The following is an 18,749-nucleotide window of genomic DNA, read 5'->3' on the forward strand; positions in this document are numbered from 1 at the left end:
GTATCAAGATACCTAGCAAATAATAAATAGAATGGATTAATAAACACGATGAAAGCAATCTCTTTTACATTAGCAACGGCGTCTTTAGCCTTAGTCAGTTACTCCGCGTCATCTGCCGATGAAGTTCCTCATGTTCGTCTCGCGACTACTACAAGCACGTATCACTCAGGCCTACTAGACTACCTATTACCTAAATTTGAACAAGATACCGGTTATAAAGTCGACGTTATTGCTGCCGGTACGGGTAAAGCACTTAAAATGGGTGAGAACGGTGACGTAGATTTGGTTATGACTCACGCACCGAAAGCAGAAGCAAACTTCGTAGAAAAAGGCTATGGCGTACTGCCTCGCAAGCTGATGTATAATGATTTCGTTATTGTTGGTCCTCATTCAGATCCTGCAAAAATTGCTCAGCAGAAAGACATAGCTGAAGTGTTCAAAAGTATTGCAAACATGAACGCTACTTTTGTATCTCGTGGTGATGATTCTGGAACACATAAAAAAGAAAAAGGCATTTGGCAACAAACAAAAATGGAACCCAACTTTGGCGGCTACCGCAGCGTGGGCCAAGGTATGGGGCCAACGCTAAATATGGCCAATGAGATGCAAGGTTACACGATGACCGACCGTGGTACTTGGTTAGCCTACAACAACAAACTTGATCTAGAAGTGTTGTTCCAAGGCGATAAAAAACTGTTTAACCCATACCAAGTTATACTTGTTAACCCTGAGCGCTACCCTAGCATCAATTACCAAGGTGCCAAGGAGTTCAGTGACTGGCTTGTCAATCCAAAAGGACAACAACTGATCAATGAATTCAAACTCAATGGTAAACAACTGTTTGTCGCCAACGCTAACGAGAAATAATTTTCGATGAGCCTATGGCAAACCACCCTCGATGCGCTCGCCTTATTGGTGAGCCTCGATAGAGAACTTTGGGAGATCGTCGCGGTCTCCTTTAGTGTTTCATTGTCAGCGATTTCAATCGTGCTGTTGCCAGCAATCATTTTCTCTTTTGTTCTCGCGTACACAGAGTTCAGGGGAAAATGGCTTTTTCTTTCGCTGGTCAATACGCTTCAGGCTATCCCAACTGTTGTGATTGGATTACTGCTCTACATGCTACTGTCACGTGCAGGTCCTCTTGGGGACTGGCAGATGCTATTCACTCAGAAAGCAATGATTGTTGGTCAGATGCTTATCGGTTTTCCGGTACTGGTTTCAATGATGCATGGCGCGCTTCAATCTAGTGACCGAAGAGCGGTTGAAACATCAATCACGCTCGGAGCTTCGATACCTCGCATCGTTGGAACAATGATTTGGGAAACACGGTTCCCGCTTCTTGCAGCCACTATTGCTGCCTTCTCGCGCATCGTGACAGAGGTGGGTTGCTCGACTATGGTTGGTGGCAACATTATGGGCATCACTCGCAACATACCGACAGCGATTGCTATGGAAAGCCACAAGGGTGCCTTTGCGCAAGGTGTCGCATTAGGCATAGTGTTACTGACTCTAGCTTTAGTATTAAACTTCTTGCTTACCAGTATGCGTGGCAAAGGCTACCTCAGAACTTAAGGGCGCTGTATGACTATAAAAATAACGGCACAGCAACTTTCTATGCGCTTCAAAGAGCGCGTGCTATTTCACGTCCCTACTTTGAATATTGGTCCAAACGACGCCATTTATCTAAAAGGAGATAATGGCGTCGGTAAAACTACCCTGCTAAAAATCCTTTCTGGGTTGATCAAACCCACCACCGGTAAAGTTGTCGCCCCCAGTGACTCGTGGCGCAATAGACTCTTTTCGCGATCGGGACGAAAAAATGTTATCTACCTCCATCAGTCTCCCTATTTATTTGATGGCACGGTATACCAGAATATTGCATACGGTATTCGCTATCAAAAAGAAACAGCAAAAGATAAGCGAGCTCAAGTTATTACGGCACTGCGCATGGTAGGCTTAGAAACTCTTGCAGACGAACACATCTCAGTGCTGTCGGGGGGCGAAAAGCAACGCGTTGCAATGGCACGAGCGTGGATTCTAAAGCCTTCGATTTTGCTGATGGACGAACCCAGTGCTTCTTTAGATCAAGAATCGATCGACCGTTTAGTGATTATGGCGCAAGACCTTCTCGAACGTGGGTCAAGTTTGGTGATAACCAGTCACCAGCAAAACGCCTTGACCGCTTTATGCCGTAAACAATGGTGGATAAAAGAAGCCACTTTGGTAGAGTCTCCTCTGCTTCAAGTAATAACCGACAAAGAGTTACAAACTAATTATGCTTCCTCCAATGCAAACTAGCTGGGTCATTTTAGCTGGTGGACAAGCAACCCGTATGGGCGGACAAGACAAAGGGCTTGTCCAACTGAATGACAAACCACTCATTCAACACGTTATCGAGCGTCTCACTCCACAGACTGAGCGCATCATGATTAACGCTAACCGAAATCAGAGTATTTATACTCAGTTCGGCGAAGTATTTAGTGATCAATTTAAAGACTATCCTGGGCCAATGGGCGGTATCCATGCGGGGCTGCTCAACGCACCAACAGACTGGGTAGGATTCGTCCCTTGTGACAGTCCACTGATCAATAACGATCTCGTCGAGCGTTTTTGCGCTTCTGTCACCGACGAGACGGATATTCTCGTTGCTCACGATGGTGACCACCAACAGCCGGTTTTCACCCTTTATCACAAAAGAGTTCTTCCCAAATTAACCGCTTTCTTAGAGCGCGGTGATCGCAAAATCATCCTACTTTATAAAGAGTGCCATACCCAGTATGTCGACTTTAGCGATTCACCAAACTGTTTTGTTAATTTGAACACACCAGAAGAGCTCGCTCAATTCGGTACCATTAACTGATGATTGAACAAACACCCATTCCTATTCTAGGTTTTGCTGCCTATTCGGGCACAGGTAAAACGACGCTCCTTGAAGCGCTGTTGCCAAAGCTAACAACCACTGGCCTGCGCATTGGTATGCTGAAACACGCTCACCACAATTTTGACGTCGATAAAGAAGGCAAAGATAGTTATCGTCTTCGTAAAGCTGGCGCATCGCAAATGTTGATTTCTTCTCGTAATCGTTACGCACTGATGACGGAGACGCCTGAGGAAGAATCACAATTTCAATACCTACTGACACGTTTTGATACCGATAAACTCGATATCATTTTGGTTGAAGGCTGCAAAAACATCGCGTTTCCAAAGATTGAATTGCATCGCGAAGTTGTGGGTAAACCTTGGTTGTATCCAAATGACACTAACATCATTGCCATTGCGTCGGATACGTCAGTCAAGGACACCGAACTGCCACAAATGGATATCAATGACCTTGATGCGATTGCTCAGTTTGTCATTCAGTACGCACAAAATGGTATCCAACCAAACCAAGTGGCGGCATGTTGTGACACCCTCTCCCCTGCGTATCTTTCTGTCACACAAGGACAAGAAAAAATTCTGTCACTTGTCAATACCGTTACTGAGAATGAGCCGTGCGCTGTGGAATCTTGTTTTGGTCGAGTTTTATCGAACAACATTATTTCACCGGTCAATGTGCCGCAATACACCAATTCGGCAATGGACGGTTACGCGATTCGTGGTGATGACCTCGATCGTCAGCACTACCAAGTCGTGGCTGAAGTACTCGCAGGTCATGCTTACCAACAACCTTTACAAAAAGGTCAAGCGGTAAAAATCATGACAGGTGCGCCGACGCCACAATTTGCCGATACAGTTGTCATGCGTGAACAAGCCACCGAATGCAGTGACAGCGTCACGTTTCCTAATACTTCAATAAAACAAGGTCAGAATGTACGTCTTGCAGGTGAAGACCTAGCGGCAGGAAGTAATGTGTTTTCTCGTGGTCAGCGCCTCTCTTCTGCTGAGATGGGAATGATCGCCTCTCTTGGTTACGGTGAATGCCAAGTCTACCGTAAGCTTAAAGTTGCTGTTTTCTCAACAGGTGATGAAGTTCAAGCCCCAGGGAGTGAGCAAAAAGCGCACTCTATATTCGATTCAAATCGTTTCACCATTATGGGGTTACTGCAAAATCTTGGTTGTGAAATTTTGGATTTTGGCATTGTTGAGGACAACCAGCAGACGATGGTTGAAGCACTGGAACGCGCAGCTCAGCAAGCAGACGTGATCATTACTTCTGGTGGCGTCTCTGTTGGCGATGCCGATTACATTAAACTTGCCCTTGAACAGCTAGGTAGTATCGATTTTTGGCGTATAAACATGCGTCCGGGTCGCCCACTCGCTTTCGGTAACATTAGCGAAAAACCTTTCTTTGGTTTACCAGGTAATCCAGTGGCGGTTATGGTGTCATTCATTAATTTCGTCGAACCAGCGATACGCAAGATGCAAGGCGAACTTGATTGGCAGCCATTAAAGATTAAGGCAATCGCCACTGAACCCTTACGTTCTCGCCAAGGACGCACAGAATTTAGTCGCGGCATCTATCAATTTGATTCTCGTGGCCATTTAACCGTCGCAACAACGGGCAAGCAAGGTTCAGGTATTCTTCGCTCAATGAGTGAAGCCAACTGCTTGATCGAAATATCCCCTGCTGTTGACACGGTTAAAGTTGGAGAAAGCGTGACAATCATCCCACTTCAAGGCAGAATCTAGCAATCCATTCAGGGGCCAGCTTAGCTGGCCTCTTTATTTTATAGACGGTTGAATATTTATGGCTCGTACAATCCTATATACCTACAAAGACCAAGACAAAACACTGACTTTTTCTTACGAGAAACACAGAAACATTCACGAGGCAGTGGCAGAAGCTGAAGGTATTGATATTTCGGCATACCTAAAAATGGAGCAGCAAATCGAAGCGATTTCAGACACCAAAGCCGTTCGCAATTATCGTGATAATCACTTTAAAAAACTTGGCTTTAGTAAAATCACTTTGGCGCAAAAAGAAAACCTCGGTGTAGGAAAGAAGAATTCGTAATCCCCTCGTTTCAAAGGCTGGCTTTCCAGCCTTTGTTCTTTCTTAGACCTTAATGTTCAGGCAGCGACGTTCCATCCAGCTGAATTAACTGATAATTTTATATTTTGACAATATTCCCCTCACAAAACCGTACATTGTACATATACAATTAATGGCACCTGTGTGAATATTTATGCCAACCCTATAAACCATAAAAATAGAACATAATACTTAACAAGGATTGGCCCCTTCTAATGGAATCGCTCATTACAAAAATCATCGATTCAAGAAATGAACAAGAGCTTTACCACCATTGTCTAAAAGACGTCTATTTACGCTATAAACCACAACACTGTTTGATTGCTGAGTATGATCTGGAGCAGAACATCGCTCATTCTCACTGCTACTTGCACCACGGCGAGCTAGCGGAAAACATCACCTATTCTTTAGGTGGCACGCCGTGTGAACTGGTGCTGGAAAACCGAGAAATCTGTGTCTACAAAGAGAAAATTCAACAACTTTTCCCTGATGATGCCATCTTACAGATAATCAATGCGCACAGTTATCTCGGCATTCCTATTCAGTCGCGCAGTGGCAAAGTGGTTGGCGTTATCGCACTCATGTATAACACCAATTTACCCGATATATCTTTTGATAAGACTTGGCTAGAAACCATCGGTTTTCTCATCGGTAAGTCAATCACTCAGCGACGCCTTGCAGATCAAAAAGATAAACTATTGGAACAATTTGAACGTTCAGAGCAATTAACGCAAAGTGGTTCATGGACATGGGATATCACTCATAACCATTTTAGCTATTCTAAAAATCTCGCCAATATGACGGGCATGGCACCGAATCAACGACTACAATTTTCTGATTTTTTCCGACTCTATATCTTTAAGAGTAAAATCAGCTTAGATCGTTTCATGCTTGATGTAAGCTCTGGGGGGCAAGCTAAGACTCTCACTGTTTATAGAGAAATGTGCCCGATCAATAAGCAATTCGAAATTAGCTACATTAAAAAATTCAATGAGTTAGGCGAATTGACCAAGGTGGTAGGCAACATACGAAATACGACAGATATTTCTCAATTAGAAGCGGACTTTACCATTGCGCAAAAGATCGTTGACCTCTCGAGCAACGGCGTATTAATTACCGACAAACACAACCGCATTATCAGTACCAACTCAAAAGTGAAAGATATTACTGGCTATACTTTTGCTGAGCTAGAGGGTGAATCGCCTTCTATCTTGAGCTCTAGTCTCCATCCGGCGAGTTTTTATCAAAAGATGTGGGCAGAGCTTCATGAACATGGGCACTGGAGCGGCGAGGTCTGGAATCAAACCAAATTTGGCGCCGTTTATCCCGAAAAACTCAGTATCTATGTGTTACGAAACCGAGTTGGCGAGATACAAAACTACATCGCGACATTCGAAGATCTTAGTAAGCTAAAATCCATTGAAAGTGAACTCAACAACTACAAAAACGAACACGATTTTACGGGGCTACAAACTCGAGAAAGCTTTATTAATGCCTTATCAAACACCGACAATCAAACAGTCATCATTCTCGATCTTAAACGTTTTTCGTCAATCAATAATATGTACGGAGAATCCGTTGGTAATAAGGTTCTCGTCCATGTTGGTCATACTCTGGCGACCAATTTTGATACCAATCAGATTAACATCTGTCGATATGGCCCAGATCAGTTTGCACTGAGCTTTACTCAAGACACCCTCGAGGGGTTCAATAAATTCGTTAGCTTTGTTCGCGCCAAGATCGAAACAAGCGTCGTGATAGATAATCATGAAATTGAACTCGCGGTGAACATCGGTTGCTCAAATGTCAGTGAGTTTGATAGCAAAACACACCCGATAAAGCAGGCCTACTATGCGCTACGAGAAGCCAAGTGCGACCCTGCTCCATCGACCTCTATCTATTCCACTCAGTTAGAAAAACGAGTGGCAAGACAGTATTCGCTTGGTGCACGTCTCAAGAAAGCCATCGACGAAAAACGCATTGATGTTCACTATCAGCCAATTTACGATTTGAACAGTAACAAGGTAGTCAAACTCGAAGCTCTTGCACGCTGGAACGAAGACGGTGAGATTATCTCTCCATTCGAGTTCATCCCTATCGCTGAAAATCTTGGCTATATTTTCCAGCTTGGCGAAATTGTGTTGGAGAAGTCCTGTCAGGATCTGCAACGTTTAAAATCTCGCGGCTATGAAAATATTTCGATGTCGATTAACCGATCTATCGATGAACTAAGCGAAGAAGACCCCGCCAACTGTTCGATCTTGAACATCATTCGTCAGTCAGGTTTGTCTGAGAAGGACATCATTATCGAGGTCACCGAGTCAATCCCTCTTGAAGATAAACCACATGTTCAGGATCTACTCAGTGTGTTACGCATGAAAGGCGTTAAAGTTGCGTTGGATGACTTTGGTACTGGCTACGCATCATTCTCTAACTTAATGAAGAATTCGATTGATATCCTAAAAATCGATCGCTCTTTTGTCCGAGATATTTCAACCAATCTCAACAATGCGGTGTTAATTAAATCGGTAAACCTGTTAGCGCGCCAACTTGGGCTAGAAGTGATCGCGGAAGGTGTTGAAGATGAACAACAACTGACTCTGCTTCAAGAATTAGGATGTCGCTACATTCAGGGCTACTTAATCAGTAAACCGCAACCGTTTGAGGAGATTGAAGCAGAGATCAAACGGATCAACCAAGGCGAATAACAAACGGGACCAAATGGTCCCGTTTTTCTACTATTTGATGTTGAGGAACGCTGCACCGCGTACGCCACCCGAATCACCATGCTTCGCTTTAATGATTTTCGGGCATTTTGCTACCGAAAGTAAGTATTTCGGTACACGCTTAGGCATTTCTTGATAAATCAATTCGAAGTTTGATAGACCACCACCTAAAGCAACAACGTGTGGGTCGTTAGCCGTGAAGATATTTGCAAAACAGATCGCAAGCAACTCCATAAAGCGCTCAACATGTACACACGCTTTTTCTTCCCCCTGCTCATACGCTTTGATGATGTCGATCGCTTTTTTCTCTTCACCAAAGTAATGCGCATAAATAAGTTCAAAACCACGTCCTGATAAGTAGCTATCTAGACAGCCTTTCTTACCACAACCACAGCCTAATAGCGGCGCATTGTCACCAAGGTGGAACCAAGCATCAATCGGTAGACGCATATGACCCAACTCACCAGCTACGTGGTTGCGTCCCGAAAACACCGCGCCATCATAAATAAGCCCGCCACCGAAACCTGTGCCTAGAATCAGACCCATAACTGATGGAGAGTCTTTGAGTTCTTCATCCCATGCTTCTGACAGTGCGAAACAGTTTGCATCGTTCTCGATTTTTACACTACGGCCAATTTTACGCTCTAGGTCAAAACGGAGCGGTTTGCCTTTAGCCGCAGGCACGTTTACTGTCAATACAGTCGCATCGTCAGCGTCTTCCATACCCGGTAAACCAAGACCAATTTTACCTTCACAGCCAAACTCTTGGTCGTACTTTGCAACCAAAGCAGCAATGGTTTCAACCAATAATTCGTAGTCGTCCGTTGGCGTTGGTACTCGCTCGGTAGCCACTCGCTCCAGTTTTTCATTGAACGCACCAAATTCAATCTTAGTGCCACCAACGTCAAAGCCGTAGTACATCTTATCTCTCCCAGAAAAAATCAATCAGAAAACGTATAATCGCACCATTATCCATATAGCTAAGCCTACAAACTGTGATACAGAACCAATTTAGCTTTGCGTTGTGCTCAACTGAACAGTCTCTGCCCAACCAGAATTGATTATTTAGAGTGATTTCTCGTTTCTCGACATGATGTACTCGTTCAATGCCGGCTTAGTGTCGTCTCTTCTGTTACGTGTTTTGCTGTTGAGATATGACTCTCGAAACACCTCAAACCACATGGTCAATGTTTGATGCAATTGTTGATGGCCTAATTGTTTGAATACCAGTGCCGCCACTTCCGCCGTTGCGAGATGTTGATCATTGTCCGAACGACGCATCATATATTGCGAGATTCGCTGAGGGCTAATCGATAAAACGGGTAGTTGACTCAAATATGGCGACTTGTTGAACATGCGTCGAGCTTCACGCCAACTCCCATCAAGAAAAACCAACAAGGGTTTGCGTGCCAAGTCGCTACTAGTGGTCGTATTCGCGACCAGCCTTGAGTGATCCTCAACATACTGCTCAGGAAAGACCAGAATCGGTTGGTAATCTGGGCTGTTGAGCAATTCTAACATTGCCGCTTCAGGCTCAGTTCTGCTCCATTGATATGCATGCCCGTCTGCCACCGTATCTAAAATTAAGCGTCCAGTGTTACTCGGCTTGAATACTTCGTTCTCTGAGAGTAACAACAACACCGCCACCTCTGTGCTCGCTGTCGGTTGGTGCTGACACAAACAATCTTGCTGTGCGACTTGGCAGTACTGACAACGCGCGACTTTACTACCTCGCGCATTAAAGGGCTTGGTTGAACGTTCGAGGCGTTGCTGGTACAAGTGATGAAAGGCGTGGATTCTCATAGCGCAGTGTCGATAATGTCAAAGTTGAGCAAGTTTACTCACCCAAATAACAGTTGCAAGGAATAGTATCAATGCAAAATCCAGAAATGATTCGATTAAGCTTTTTCGTTGGCGTCCTTGTGCTTTGCGGTCTTTGGGAATGGGTGACGCCACGAAAACGTTTAACACAGAATAAACTCTACAGATGGCTTAACAATCTAGGCTTAGTCGCTTTCAACTCATTATGCCTAACCCTATTGATGCCCATCGTCGCTATTGAAGCGGCCTACTATGCTCAATCTCATCAAATCGGGCTGTTTAATCAGTTTTTTGCGCTTTCTCAACCAATGGTGTTACTTATTGCGGTCATCGTTCTCGACTTAGCGATATATCTACAACATTTGGTTTTTCATCGGGTACCGCTTCTGTGGCGATTACACCGAATGCATCATTCTGATCAGGACATAGATGTCACGACCGGCTCTCGTTTCCACCCAATTGAGATTCTTCTTTCAATGTGGATTAAAATTGCGCTCATATTAGTACTTGGCGTACCACCTATCGCTGTACTGGTTTTCGAGATCATTCTCAATGCCAGTGCGATGTTTAATCACAGTAACGCTTATTTGCCACACAAATGGGATAAATGGTTAAGAAAGTGGGTGGTTACGCCTGATATGCACCGCGTACACCACTCTACCATTACCCAAGAGACCCATTCTAACTTTGGCTTCTTTTTATCGGTGTGGGATCGGATATTTACCACCTATCGAGCCCAACCAAAGTTAGGGCATGATGATGTCGAAATTGGCATCACCACGTTCCGTTCAGCGCAAGAGCAACGAATTGACAAGATGCTCTCGCAACCTTTCAGAAATCGCTAAGATACGGCACACCAGTAGGAGTCTAAACCGAATACTTGTGTAACATAGCCTGCTGATTACCCGCAATCCCTGCTACCTGCTGTGAGCTTTCGACCATCGATTCAAGCTGCATTTTCGTCTGTTGCCCCTGCTCGGAAATAAGTGAGATCGAACTGCTGACGTGTTCTGTCGCTCGCTCTTGCTCTTCGGTCGCTATGGTTACCTGCTCCACTCTAGCCTGGATGTGAGTCACTGCGGCTTCAATATCGTTGAAAGTAGATTTGACGACTTCACTCGACTCTAACGCATTGTTCATTTCCTGACGTGATTCCTCAACCGCCAAGCGCGAACGTTCGGCAGCAGCAACCAATTGATTCATACGTTCACGAATATTCGTTGTCTGATTAGATGTATCACTAGCGAGTTTACGTACTTCGTCTGCCACCACTGCAAAGCCTCGCCCTTGCTCACCGGCACGAGCGGCTTCTATCGCGGCATTGAGGGCCAAAAGATTGGTGTTTTCAGCGATACCAGAGATAAGATCAACCATTTCTCGGATCTGTTTCACCCTTTTATCGAGCTCAACCATAGACTCTTCATTGGCATTGAGTGTACTTTCCAGCAATCGTAAGCGTGTCTGGTTCTCTTCGACTGCATCGACACCTTGAGCTGAGAAGCGCGTCGCGGCTGTTGACTCATTGTATGACTCGGCTGTCACTGTCGCGATTTCTCGAATTGAAGCTTCCAACTGGTTGATGGTCGCAATCATACTTGCCAACGATTGATTTTGTTCCGTTAGACTCTGATTGGATTGTTCCGCTGCGCCGTGGCTAATTTCGGCGGTCTGATAGAGCATTTCGCAGTTTCTTGTCACTAGAGCGATTGATTCGTTAGTCGAACGAATCACCTGATTGAGTTTATTGGCGATCTCTTTCATTTCCAACGGCCCAACTAACAGCGCCTGACCCGTGAGATCGTATTCAGTCATACGGTTGAGATGCGTCAGAATGTTCTTGAGACCTCGGTTTGTCCATGCACGAAGAATAAACCAAGCCATGATAATTACCGCTACCAGCACTGCACCGCTCGTCAGTACGACGGTAGCTGTGGTTTGCATCGTTGAGCTAACCACGCGCTGACTGTTGCCTATCAAGGTGTTGGCTGTAGCCGAAATATCATTGAGTAAACCGATCGTCTTATCTGCGGCAATCACCACTTCTTCAACCTGGCTGCGCTGTTGGCTAACAAGCTCAAGTTTGGCTAATATCTGCTCGACAATCGCATTGGGTTCAAAGCCAGACAACACCATCTCATAACCCGCTGTAAGGCTTGTAAACTCAACCACATCAGGATGCCACTGCTTAAAATCGTCATACGCTAAGTTGACCCCTGCAAGACGGTTTTTCATTTCTTTGAATGCTATTTGGGCCTGATCCAGTTCTGTTATCATCATCAGTTGAACAAAAGAACTTTCCATCGAACTCACATTAGCAATAAACCGATTCGCAGCATCTGCTGACTCAGGATTGTCGCCAACTAAAAATGAGCTAATGCGATTCATTTCCGGCCCAATAGACCCTAGTCCATATCGGAATCCGTCGAGTTCATTGGCAATAGTCTTTTCTAACGTCAAGATATTGCGCTGCGTAGCTATCACTGTGTTGCTGAGTGACGCAAGTGACAATAACGATCCCGTTAACTGTTCAGTTTGATCTGGTGTCACCGCATTATCAAATTCAGCTGAAATCTTCACCACACTTTCAGATAGCGCGGTACTTTGTTGCTCATGAATTACAATCTTTTGTTCGATCGTTTGTAGTGACTCGATGCTCTGAGTTCCAGTTGCATAGCTTAACTGCTTAACCTGCTCTAAAATGTTTTGCGTAAGTTCAGCATTGGTCATCGCCAGTGGCAAAGCTTGTTGGGAAAGTTCTGAAAAACGTTGTCTAATATTTTCTAAACCTTTAATACTAGTGACAGAAAGTAAAATGACGAGTAAGGTGATGGTAAAAAATACCGCACTGATTGTCTGAATAAGGGACAGTGAAAATGTGCTTTTTTTCATCGTTTCCATAATGAAGATAAGATCCTGATACCGACGTTTCTGGCGAGGATATTATGGCGAGATTGTTACGGTTAGATTGCAGACTAGAGTTATAATTATGTATCGCGATGCACTTCACCTATCCCTGAACGCAATAATCCTGACAACATTACTCACGGCTTGTAGCAGTTCTCCTCAACAAGAAAGTCAGCCCGTGTCGGCAACTCATTTAGCGCCCAATGCTTCTCAGTTGGCGATCAGAGAGTCTTTGATTAAAGTTTATGACCAGTGGGAAGGTGTTCCCTACCGCTTAGGTGGGTCGTCATTAAATGGGGTGGATTGTTCGGCATTCGTGCAAACTGCGTTTCAACAAGCGATGGGAATACAGTTACCACGAACGACACTAGATCAAGTTAAGGTGGGAACGGAAATCGCCTACTCTCAAGCGACAATTGGTGATTTGGTATTTTTTAAAACTGCACCCAACACTCGACATGTTGGCGTTTATATTGGCGGCAAGCAGTTTATGCACGCGTCAACATCAAAAGGGGTCGTCATATCGAGACTCGACAACCCATATTGGGCTGGCAAGTACTGGCATTTCAGACGAGTTAGCCTCTCGCCTGAAATCAATTAGTCGTACAACAAATTGGGGTTAATCGTATTTCGCAACAGCGGAGTCGAACAAATTCTTAACCAAAGCAATGTATTCGTCTAAGAAGCTAATTTGTTCGTTTGTCGCAGGCTTGCCCCATACTCCAGCAAGAACCTCCCCGAGGTCTTCTACTACTGAATCAGCTTCTTTAAGTAACTGGAAGCGGACGCTAGAGTGGAGTTCTGGGTTTTGCTCAAAGATAGCCATGATGTTACTCGCAACCATATCGGTAACGACATCTTCGACGCTCTCTGTTCCTGTGTCTCCTTCTTCAGAAGCAAACACATCAAGATTGAAAGCTAAGTGCTCGATTAGAGCTAGGTAACCATCGGTTTCAACAACCACAGTTCATCTCCATTATTGTCATGTCGTCGATATCCATCTTTAATACTAAGACATTTCAATGTGTTTTCACAACTCGTGTCCGTTCAGTTGCTGATTACATGTTCAGTTCTGGCTATAGTAGCCTACCCCATTAGACATAACTTGCTGCAACTAAGAAAGTTGAAGCAGAGTCAAATAATACTCACGTATTATTAATAGCATATTTTATAGCGAAGAATGCGATGAGGGACACACTTCACACTTTACGAATTTGACAGGTCAGATTGTCTAAATCGTTGAATTTTTTGCACTATGAATCAGTATTCAACGCCATCATCTTCTACACTGTAGTTAAATACATCTGACTTAGGAAATGTTATGTGGCAAGCCATATCAAAACAGCTTTCTGAAACCTTGATGTTCGCTTACGAAATAAGCGAAAAATGCAAAGTTCACGGTGGTGAAATCAACGAATGCTATATGATTTCGGACGGAGAACAACGCTATTTCGTTAAAGTTAATCAGCGTGGTTTTTTGCCTAAGTTTGAAGCTGAAGCTGAATGTATTCACATGTTGCGTGAAAGCCGAACGGTTTCTGTTCCTGAACTGGTTTTAGCGGGTACCACCAAAGATAACGCCTTCATTATACTCAACTACCTCCCAACCAAACCATTAGATGACAGCAAGAATAGTTATCTCTTTGGACAGCAGATCGCCGCACTTCACCAGTGGGGCGAGCAGCAGGAATACGGCTTTGATCAGGACAACTTTGTTGGTGCGACGATCCAGCCTAACAAGTGGGATAGGAAATGGTCCCGTTTCTTTGCTGAACAACGAATTGGTTGGCAACTGCAATTAATGCAAGAGAAAGGAATTAACTTGGTCGATATCAACGACTTTACCCAGTTAATTCAGACCAGACTCGCCAATCATCAGCCTAAACCTTCCCTACTTCACGGCGATCTTTGGCATGGTAATGTGGCAAGTTCTGTCTTCGGCCCGATTTGTTATGACCCAGCCAGTTACTGGGGTGATCGTGAATGTGATATCGCTATGACTGAGCTGTTTGGTGGATTCCAACCAGAGTTTTATCAAGGCTATGAAAGTATTCTGCCGCTCGACATCAGTTACAGCGAACGGAAAGACATCTACAACCTTTATCATTTACTCAATCATTACAATCAATTTGGTGGACACTACTTGGATCAATCAGAAAAAATGATAAAGAAAATTCTTTCATATTAATGGTGAATGTATTTATTTAACAAACACTTAAGAAGGTTTGCGGTTATTGAATTGTCAAACATTTAGTCGATCAATAGTGATGTGTGTTTCGACAACCTTTGCCTTTTCGTAGCTAAGTCAAATTTTGTACTTAATTTCTGCCTAACAGAAACTTCTAAGCATAAGATTATATCGTCTACAGGGAAATTCTTACTTTCAGTGGGAGTCAGTTAGGCGCTGTTTTCGATATAGATGTAAGGAAAAGAGTTATGCATAGCTACACAGAAAAAAGGGTTGCTTGTCCCCATTGCGGTCATACCATTAGTATTACACTTGATGCGTCGAATGGTAGCCAAGAGTTTTACGATGATTGTCCTGCTTGCTGCCATGCAATCCACCTCAACATGACGGTCAATGAGCAAATGGATACGATTGACTTGTTTGTTGATGCCGACGATGAACAAGTATTTTAAAAAAGCGCCAAACGGCGCTTTTTTTATAACGATTTACTCGCTAATACTCTTTCAACGGTATCCACAATGGCTTGTGTCTGTGGATCAAATTCAACGTTAATTTTATCACCAATTTTACGGCTTCCGAACAGAGTTCTATGCAACGTCTCTGGGATGAGATGAACGGAGAACCGCGCACCTTCAACCTCACCTATGGTCAACGAACAACCATCGAGGCCAATATAGCCTTTAGCCAACACATACTTAATCATCTCTTGAGGAATTTCGAACCATAGAGTTCGATTATTTGGTGTGTCTATCACATCAACCACTTCACCCATTAGCGAGATGTGACCTGACATTGAGTGCCCGCCAATTTCATCACCAAACTTAGCGGCTCTCTCAATATTAACCCGATCTCCGACAGCCAGCTCTCCAAGGTTGGTCAACGCTAACGTCGCCTGCATCAAATCAAAATCAACAAGCTCTCCATCCACTTTCGTTACCGTAAGACAGCACCCATTGTGTGCCACAGATGCACCTATCTCAAGACCCTGATTCATTGACCCAGTGAATTTAACGGTATGTGTTTGAAACTTTTCTTTCTTTTCGATGGCAACAACTTTCGCCATTCCCTGAACGATTCCGGTAAACATGATTAATTCCGTTAGTTTTTCATGGTGCTTAGTGTGACATTTCTTTATCATCGCAGACAATCATTTTCTCTGTGCTTGAGTGCGCAGCATTCCTTTGCCTATTCACTCAGGTTTTTCAAACAGTTTGTTGGAGTATTTTTCATTGCATCGCTATAAAACCGAAGCTAACACACTGGTAAAACTGGCTACACCTGTTCTGATTGCTTCCGTGGCTCAAACAGGAATGGGCTTTGTCGATACCGTAATGGCGGGTGGCGTCAGCGCAACAGATATGGCAGCGGTATCCATTGCTGCGAGTATTTGGCTACCGTCGATTCTATTTGGTGTTGGTCTTCTAATGGCTTTAGTCCCTGTTGTGGCACAGCTCAATGGTTCAGGTAGACAGCACAAAGTACCATTTGAAATCCATCAGGGACTTGCGATGGCACTTTTGCTGTCTATCCCGATTTCATTAGTCTTGCTGCAAACCAAAGGTATCCTCGGTCTAATGGACGTCGAGCCTCTGATGGCGAGCAAAACGATTGGTTACATGCACGCTGTTATCTTCGCCGTCCCTGCATTTTTGCTGTTCCAAGTGCTTCGAAGCTTAACCGATGGTATGTCATTGACTAAACCAGCGATGGTGATTGGCTTTATTGGACTCCTGATCAATATTCCGCTCAACTGGATATTTGTTTATGGCAAGTTTGGCGCCCCTGCTCTTGGTGGGGTTGGCTGTGGTGTCGCTACAGCCATTGTTTATTGGATTATGTTTGCCTTATTGCTTTTCTATGTGCTGACGTCCAATCGATTGGCACACGTTCAGTTATTTGCACTGTTTCATCGTCCACAAATAAAGCCATTGGTACGTCTATTTAAACTGGGATTCCCCGTCGCCGCCGCCATGTTTTTTGAAGTGACCCTATTCGCTGTTGTCGCTCTGTTAGTGGCACCATTAGGGCCACTTGTCGTCGCAGCTCACCAAGTCGCGATTAATTTCTCATCATTAGTGTTTATGATCCCAATGAGTATTGGTGCTGCAACCAGTATCCGCGTCGGACACAGACTTGGGGAATCTAACGTTGAGGGGGCTACCATCGCATCTCGTGTTGGCCTTATCGTTGCGGTAGCAAGCTCACTGTTTACGGCACTATTCACCGTCTTGTTCAGAGAACAAGTCGCCCTGCTCTACACCGACAACCGAGCAGTAATCGAGCTTGCGTTGCAGCTCTTATTGCTGGCAGCGGTTTATCAGGTGACCGATGCGGTACAAGTTGTCGCGGCTGGTGCTCTTCGTGGCTACAAGGATATGGCAGCAATATTCAACCGTACCTTTATTGCGTACTGGGTATTGGGCTTACCACTAGGCTACATACTCGCTATGACAGACTGGATTGTAGAACCAATGGGCGCTCACGGCTTCTGGATGGGCTTTATTATTGGTCTATCTTCGGCAGCGATCATGCTCGGATTACGCCTACGTTGGATGCATCGACTCGATGATGCTCATCAATTAGAACTCGCATCTAAATAACGCGACCGGCCAGTCAATTGACTGGCCTGTTTTTTATTGATCTATTGCGGCTCTAAGAAATCGAGCAAACTTAGGCACGCCATTTTGAGTGTAGCCATTGAACTGATAGGTAATGCGACTACCCAATGGTGGAGGGAAATGACGCTGCTCGTCACTGAATCCGTTTCCAATATAGAACCGTTGTCCATTGGGCAATTCGACTAACAGTGCTCCCATCATATTGGAAAACTTGCCTTTGCCTGGCTTATAACCAACAACGACCGCCTCTCCATCCTGCTGTTTCTTAAGCTTGATTAGATCTTGGCTTCGCCCTGCGTGATAGGCATGATGAATATTCCTCAACATTAAACCTTCACCTTTAAGTGCCGTTACACGCTCAAGATTGTCAAACAATGTCGCCTGACTTTCTATTGGTGTATGCTCAATCAATTGGATATGTTCTGTATCCAGCGTATTGACTAAACTCTGTAAGGCGTCATAGCGTTTCAGATAGCTCTGATCGCTATAAGGAATGTCAAATAGCATGTAGCGGATCAATGACCAAGCCACTTGTTTGGGTAATTGATCCAACACCGTTTGTTGAACAATGTGAAAGTTTCCTCTACCTGCCCACAACTCCCCTTCCAAAGGAAAATTGGGGAGAGACTTTGTAAACCACGTTGGTGCAGCTATTGGGTTTCCACGTCGAGTACGGAGAGTGGAACCATCCCAAACCGCACGAATGCCATCAAGTTTCTCACTTTGCCAATACTGCTCTAAATCGATTTCATCACTATAGTTGCTCGCCAACACCACAGGCTCAGGTCGCTTGTCTTTCTCTTTTGCGTATACAGGCGAGTTTAATATTGCGATCACGCTGATTGCGACCAACGAACATCTTAACTGCATAGCGACGGCTCCTAGCTCAATTGTTGCCTCAATTATTGCCACTATCTGGAGCGTTTCTAGGTTCAATATTACGGATTCAGAGTCATCGCTGTCTAAACGATAGTTGTTAGTAATCACAGTTACATTTCGCTGGAAACAAACTAGTTAAACCTGATGTTTTAGCCTCACTCTTATGACTTTCAAATTGAGAAAAACGATTTCTCATATTGAGAAATTCACAAAGCAAAACGTTAAGCACATGATTATTAATGGTTATTTTTTTGGCACGTAACCTGCTCCACTCTATGCAACCAACATAGGAGTATGCGTCATGGAACTACGTAAAATTCAAGCCAGTGAAACCATAGATACACTCATCATCAACGGAAACTTAGATGCTGACGGCAGCCGTTTCGCTCAACCACACATCGATCAGATTATTGCTGAAGACTCTGGCCGCGATGTGGAGATCGACTTCAGCCACGTCCAGTTTCTCGACTCCTCCGGTGTCGGCGCTATCGTGTATCTCTACAAGCGCCTTATTGAACGCCATCGCAACATGCGCATCGAAAACGCTTCAGGGCAGCCACTGGAAATCATCAACCTGCTGCGCATCAGTCAGGCGATTCCGGTCAATTCTCAAACTCACTAAAAATAACAATAACTCACTA

At 44.4% G+C, this 18,749-nt stretch carries 19 protein-coding genes; 13 read left to right on the forward strand and 6 right to left on the reverse strand.

Translation table 11 applies throughout. The features are described 5' to 3' along the window. Positions 1-48: 48 nt before the first annotated feature. The 7 genes from ACQEXR_RS04760 (at position 49) to ACQEXR_RS04790 (ending at position 7,680) form a co-directional block, all read left to right on the forward strand. Positions 49-867 carry a substrate-binding domain-containing protein gene (locus ACQEXR_RS04760; RefSeq protein ID WP_426951453.1) on the forward strand — a complete coding sequence of 273 codons (819 nt, stop codon included), beginning with the start codon at positions 49-51 and terminating at the stop codon, positions 865-867. A 6-nt stretch (positions 868-873) separates the two neighbouring features. Beyond that, positions 874-1,572 carry an ABC transporter permease gene (locus ACQEXR_RS04765; RefSeq protein ID WP_269376450.1) on the forward strand — a complete coding sequence of 233 codons (699 nt, stop codon included), beginning with the start codon at positions 874-876 and terminating at the stop codon, positions 1,570-1,572. A gap of 9 nt (positions 1,573-1,581) precedes the next feature. Beyond that, complete coding sequence (locus ACQEXR_RS04770) at positions 1,582-2,298, forward strand: energy-coupling factor ABC transporter ATP-binding protein (RefSeq protein WP_426951454.1); 717 nt, start codon at positions 1,582-1,584, stop codon at positions 2,296-2,298. Next, complete coding sequence (gene mobA / locus ACQEXR_RS04775; protein WP_427019839.1) at positions 2,276-2,860, forward strand: molybdenum cofactor guanylyltransferase MobA; 585 nt, start codon at positions 2,276-2,278, stop codon at positions 2,858-2,860. The genes ACQEXR_RS04770 and mobA overlap by 23 nt, the downstream gene beginning before the upstream one ends. Beyond that, a complete protein-coding gene (locus tag ACQEXR_RS04780) occupies positions 2,860-4,629 on the forward strand; it encodes a bifunctional molybdopterin-guanine dinucleotide biosynthesis adaptor protein MobB/molybdopterin molybdotransferase MoeA (RefSeq protein ID WP_427019840.1) in 1,770 nt (589 codons plus the stop codon). The genes mobA and ACQEXR_RS04780 overlap by 1 nt, the downstream gene beginning before the upstream one ends. Before the next feature lie 58 nt (positions 4,630-4,687). Continuing rightward, a complete protein-coding gene (locus tag ACQEXR_RS04785; protein WP_426951458.1) occupies positions 4,688-4,954 on the forward strand; it encodes a DUF2960 domain-containing protein in 267 nt (88 codons plus the stop codon). Between the two features lie 233 nt (positions 4,955-5,187). Then, positions 5,188-7,680, forward strand: a complete 2,493-nt coding sequence (locus ACQEXR_RS04790; protein ID WP_427019841.1) for a sensor domain-containing phosphodiesterase — start codon at positions 5,188-5,190, stop codon at positions 7,678-7,680. Positions 7,681-7,710: 30 nt separating this feature from the next. On the opposite strand, the gene nagK is transcribed toward ACQEXR_RS04790, so the two are convergent. Next, the gene (gene nagK, locus ACQEXR_RS04795; protein WP_331426517.1) at positions 7,711-8,619 is read right to left on the reverse strand and encodes an N-acetylglucosamine kinase; all 909 of its coding nucleotides are present in this window, start codon (positions 8,617-8,619) and stop codon (positions 7,711-7,713) included. 144 nt (positions 8,620-8,763) lie between these two features. After that, positions 8,764-9,501, reverse strand: coding sequence for a tRNA-uridine aminocarboxypropyltransferase (locus ACQEXR_RS04800; protein ID WP_138970943.1), 738 nt, complete (start codon positions 9,499-9,501; stop codon positions 8,764-8,766). 71 nt (positions 9,502-9,572) lie between these two features. Here ACQEXR_RS04800 and ACQEXR_RS04805 point away from each other — a divergent pair, with 71 nt between their 5' ends. Continuing rightward, on the forward strand, positions 9,573-10,364 hold the full coding sequence (locus tag ACQEXR_RS04805) for a sterol desaturase family protein (protein WP_427019842.1): 792 nt from the start codon (positions 9,573-9,575) through the stop codon (positions 10,362-10,364). Positions 10,365-10,386: 22 nt separating this feature from the next. Here the strand turns inward: ACQEXR_RS04805 and ACQEXR_RS04810 are convergent, their stop codons facing one another. Then, entirely contained in the window at positions 10,387-12,417 is a 2,031-nt protein-coding gene (locus ACQEXR_RS04810) for a methyl-accepting chemotaxis protein (RefSeq protein ID WP_427019843.1), read from the reverse strand. Between the two features lie 88 nt (positions 12,418-12,505). On the opposite strand from ACQEXR_RS04810, the gene ACQEXR_RS04815 reads away from it, so the two are divergent. After that, on the forward strand, positions 12,506-13,024 hold the full coding sequence (locus ACQEXR_RS04815; RefSeq protein ID WP_427019844.1) for an NlpC/P60 family protein: 519 nt from the start codon (positions 12,506-12,508) through the stop codon (positions 13,022-13,024). 18 nt (positions 13,025-13,042) lie between these two features. Here the strand turns inward: ACQEXR_RS04815 and ACQEXR_RS04820 are convergent, their stop codons facing one another. Beyond that, positions 13,043-13,387, reverse strand: coding sequence for a DUF3802 family protein (locus tag ACQEXR_RS04820; RefSeq protein WP_138970940.1), 345 nt, complete (start codon positions 13,385-13,387; stop codon positions 13,043-13,045). 357 nt (positions 13,388-13,744) lie between these two features. Here ACQEXR_RS04820 and ACQEXR_RS04825 point away from each other — a divergent pair, with 357 nt between their 5' ends. Together ACQEXR_RS04825 and ACQEXR_RS04830 are read left to right on the forward strand one after the other, a co-directional pair. Further along, on the forward strand, positions 13,745-14,611 hold the full coding sequence (locus ACQEXR_RS04825; protein ID WP_427019845.1) for a fructosamine kinase family protein: 867 nt from the start codon (positions 13,745-13,747) through the stop codon (positions 14,609-14,611). A 248-nt stretch (positions 14,612-14,859) separates the two neighbouring features. Continuing rightward, positions 14,860-15,063, forward strand: a complete 204-nt coding sequence (locus ACQEXR_RS04830; RefSeq protein WP_138970938.1) for a CPXCG motif-containing cysteine-rich protein — start codon at positions 14,860-14,862, stop codon at positions 15,061-15,063. Between the two features lie 23 nt (positions 15,064-15,086). Here ACQEXR_RS04830 and ACQEXR_RS04835 read toward each other — a convergent pair whose 3' ends face one another. Then, positions 15,087-15,698: a riboflavin synthase subunit alpha gene (locus ACQEXR_RS04835; protein ID WP_427019846.1), complete on the reverse strand. Its 612-nt coding sequence runs from the start codon at positions 15,696-15,698 to the stop codon at positions 15,087-15,089. A gap of 142 nt (positions 15,699-15,840) precedes the next feature. On the opposite strand from ACQEXR_RS04835, the gene ACQEXR_RS04840 reads away from it, so the two are divergent. Then, entirely contained in the window at positions 15,841-17,211 is a 1,371-nt protein-coding gene (locus ACQEXR_RS04840) for an MATE family efflux transporter (protein ID WP_427019847.1), read from the forward strand. Positions 17,212-17,244: 33 nt separating this feature from the next. On the opposite strand, the gene ACQEXR_RS04845 is transcribed toward ACQEXR_RS04840, so the two are convergent. Then, positions 17,245-18,099, reverse strand: a complete 855-nt coding sequence (locus tag ACQEXR_RS04845; RefSeq protein ID WP_427019848.1) for a DNA ligase — start codon at positions 18,097-18,099, stop codon at positions 17,245-17,247. A gap of 310 nt (positions 18,100-18,409) precedes the next feature. Here ACQEXR_RS04845 and ACQEXR_RS04850 point away from each other — a divergent pair, with 310 nt between their 5' ends. Then, entirely contained in the window at positions 18,410-18,730 is a 321-nt protein-coding gene (locus tag ACQEXR_RS04850) for an STAS domain-containing protein (RefSeq protein ID WP_138970935.1), read from the forward strand. The last annotated feature ends 19 nt before the right edge of the window (positions 18,731-18,749 follow it).

This window comes from Vibrio sp. TRT 2004, from assembly GCF_050113735.1.
GTDB lineage: Bacteria > Pseudomonadota > Gammaproteobacteria > Enterobacterales > Vibrionaceae > Vibrio.

Coding starts and splice junctions, on each gene's coding strand:
- ACQEXR_RS04810 (WP_427019843.1), bottom strand. CDS start 12,417: ATGGAAACGATGAAAAAAAGCACATTTTCACTGTCCCTTATTCAGACA.
- ACQEXR_RS04785 (WP_426951458.1), top strand. CDS start 4,688: ATGGCTCGTACAATCCTATATACCTACAAAGACCAAGACAAAACACTG.
- ACQEXR_RS04825 (WP_427019845.1), top strand. CDS start 13,745: ATGTGGCAAGCCATATCAAAACAGCTTTCTGAAACCTTGATGTTCGCT.
- ACQEXR_RS04850 (WP_138970935.1), top strand. CDS start 18,410: ATGGAACTACGTAAAATTCAAGCCAGTGAAACCATAGATACACTCATC.
- ACQEXR_RS04830 (WP_138970938.1), top strand. CDS start 14,860: ATGCATAGCTACACAGAAAAAAGGGTTGCTTGTCCCCATTGCGGTCAT.
- nagK (WP_331426517.1), bottom strand. CDS start 8,619: ATGTACTACGGCTTTGACGTTGGTGGCACTAAGATTGAATTTGGTGCG.
- ACQEXR_RS04845 (WP_427019848.1), bottom strand. CDS start 18,099: ATGCAGTTAAGATGTTCGTTGGTCGCAATCAGCGTGATCGCAATATTA.
- ACQEXR_RS04780 (WP_427019840.1), top strand. CDS start 2,860: ATGATTGAACAAACACCCATTCCTATTCTAGGTTTTGCTGCCTATTCG.
- ACQEXR_RS04800 (WP_138970943.1), bottom strand. CDS start 9,501: ATGAGAATCCACGCCTTTCATCACTTGTACCAGCAACGCCTCGAACGT.
- mobA (WP_427019839.1), top strand. CDS start 2,276: ATGCTTCCTCCAATGCAAACTAGCTGGGTCATTTTAGCTGGTGGACAA.
- ACQEXR_RS04770 (WP_426951454.1), top strand. CDS start 1,582: ATGACTATAAAAATAACGGCACAGCAACTTTCTATGCGCTTCAAAGAG.
- ACQEXR_RS04765 (WP_269376450.1), top strand. CDS start 874: ATGAGCCTATGGCAAACCACCCTCGATGCGCTCGCCTTATTGGTGAGC.
- ACQEXR_RS04760 (WP_426951453.1), top strand. CDS start 49: ATGAAAGCAATCTCTTTTACATTAGCAACGGCGTCTTTAGCCTTAGTC.
- ACQEXR_RS04790 (WP_427019841.1), top strand. CDS start 5,188: ATGGAATCGCTCATTACAAAAATCATCGATTCAAGAAATGAACAAGAG.
- ACQEXR_RS04815 (WP_427019844.1), top strand. CDS start 12,506: ATGTATCGCGATGCACTTCACCTATCCCTGAACGCAATAATCCTGACA.
- ACQEXR_RS04835 (WP_427019846.1), bottom strand. CDS start 15,698: ATGTTTACCGGAATCGTTCAGGGAATGGCGAAAGTTGTTGCCATCGAA.
- ACQEXR_RS04805 (WP_427019842.1), top strand. CDS start 9,573: ATGCAAAATCCAGAAATGATTCGATTAAGCTTTTTCGTTGGCGTCCTT.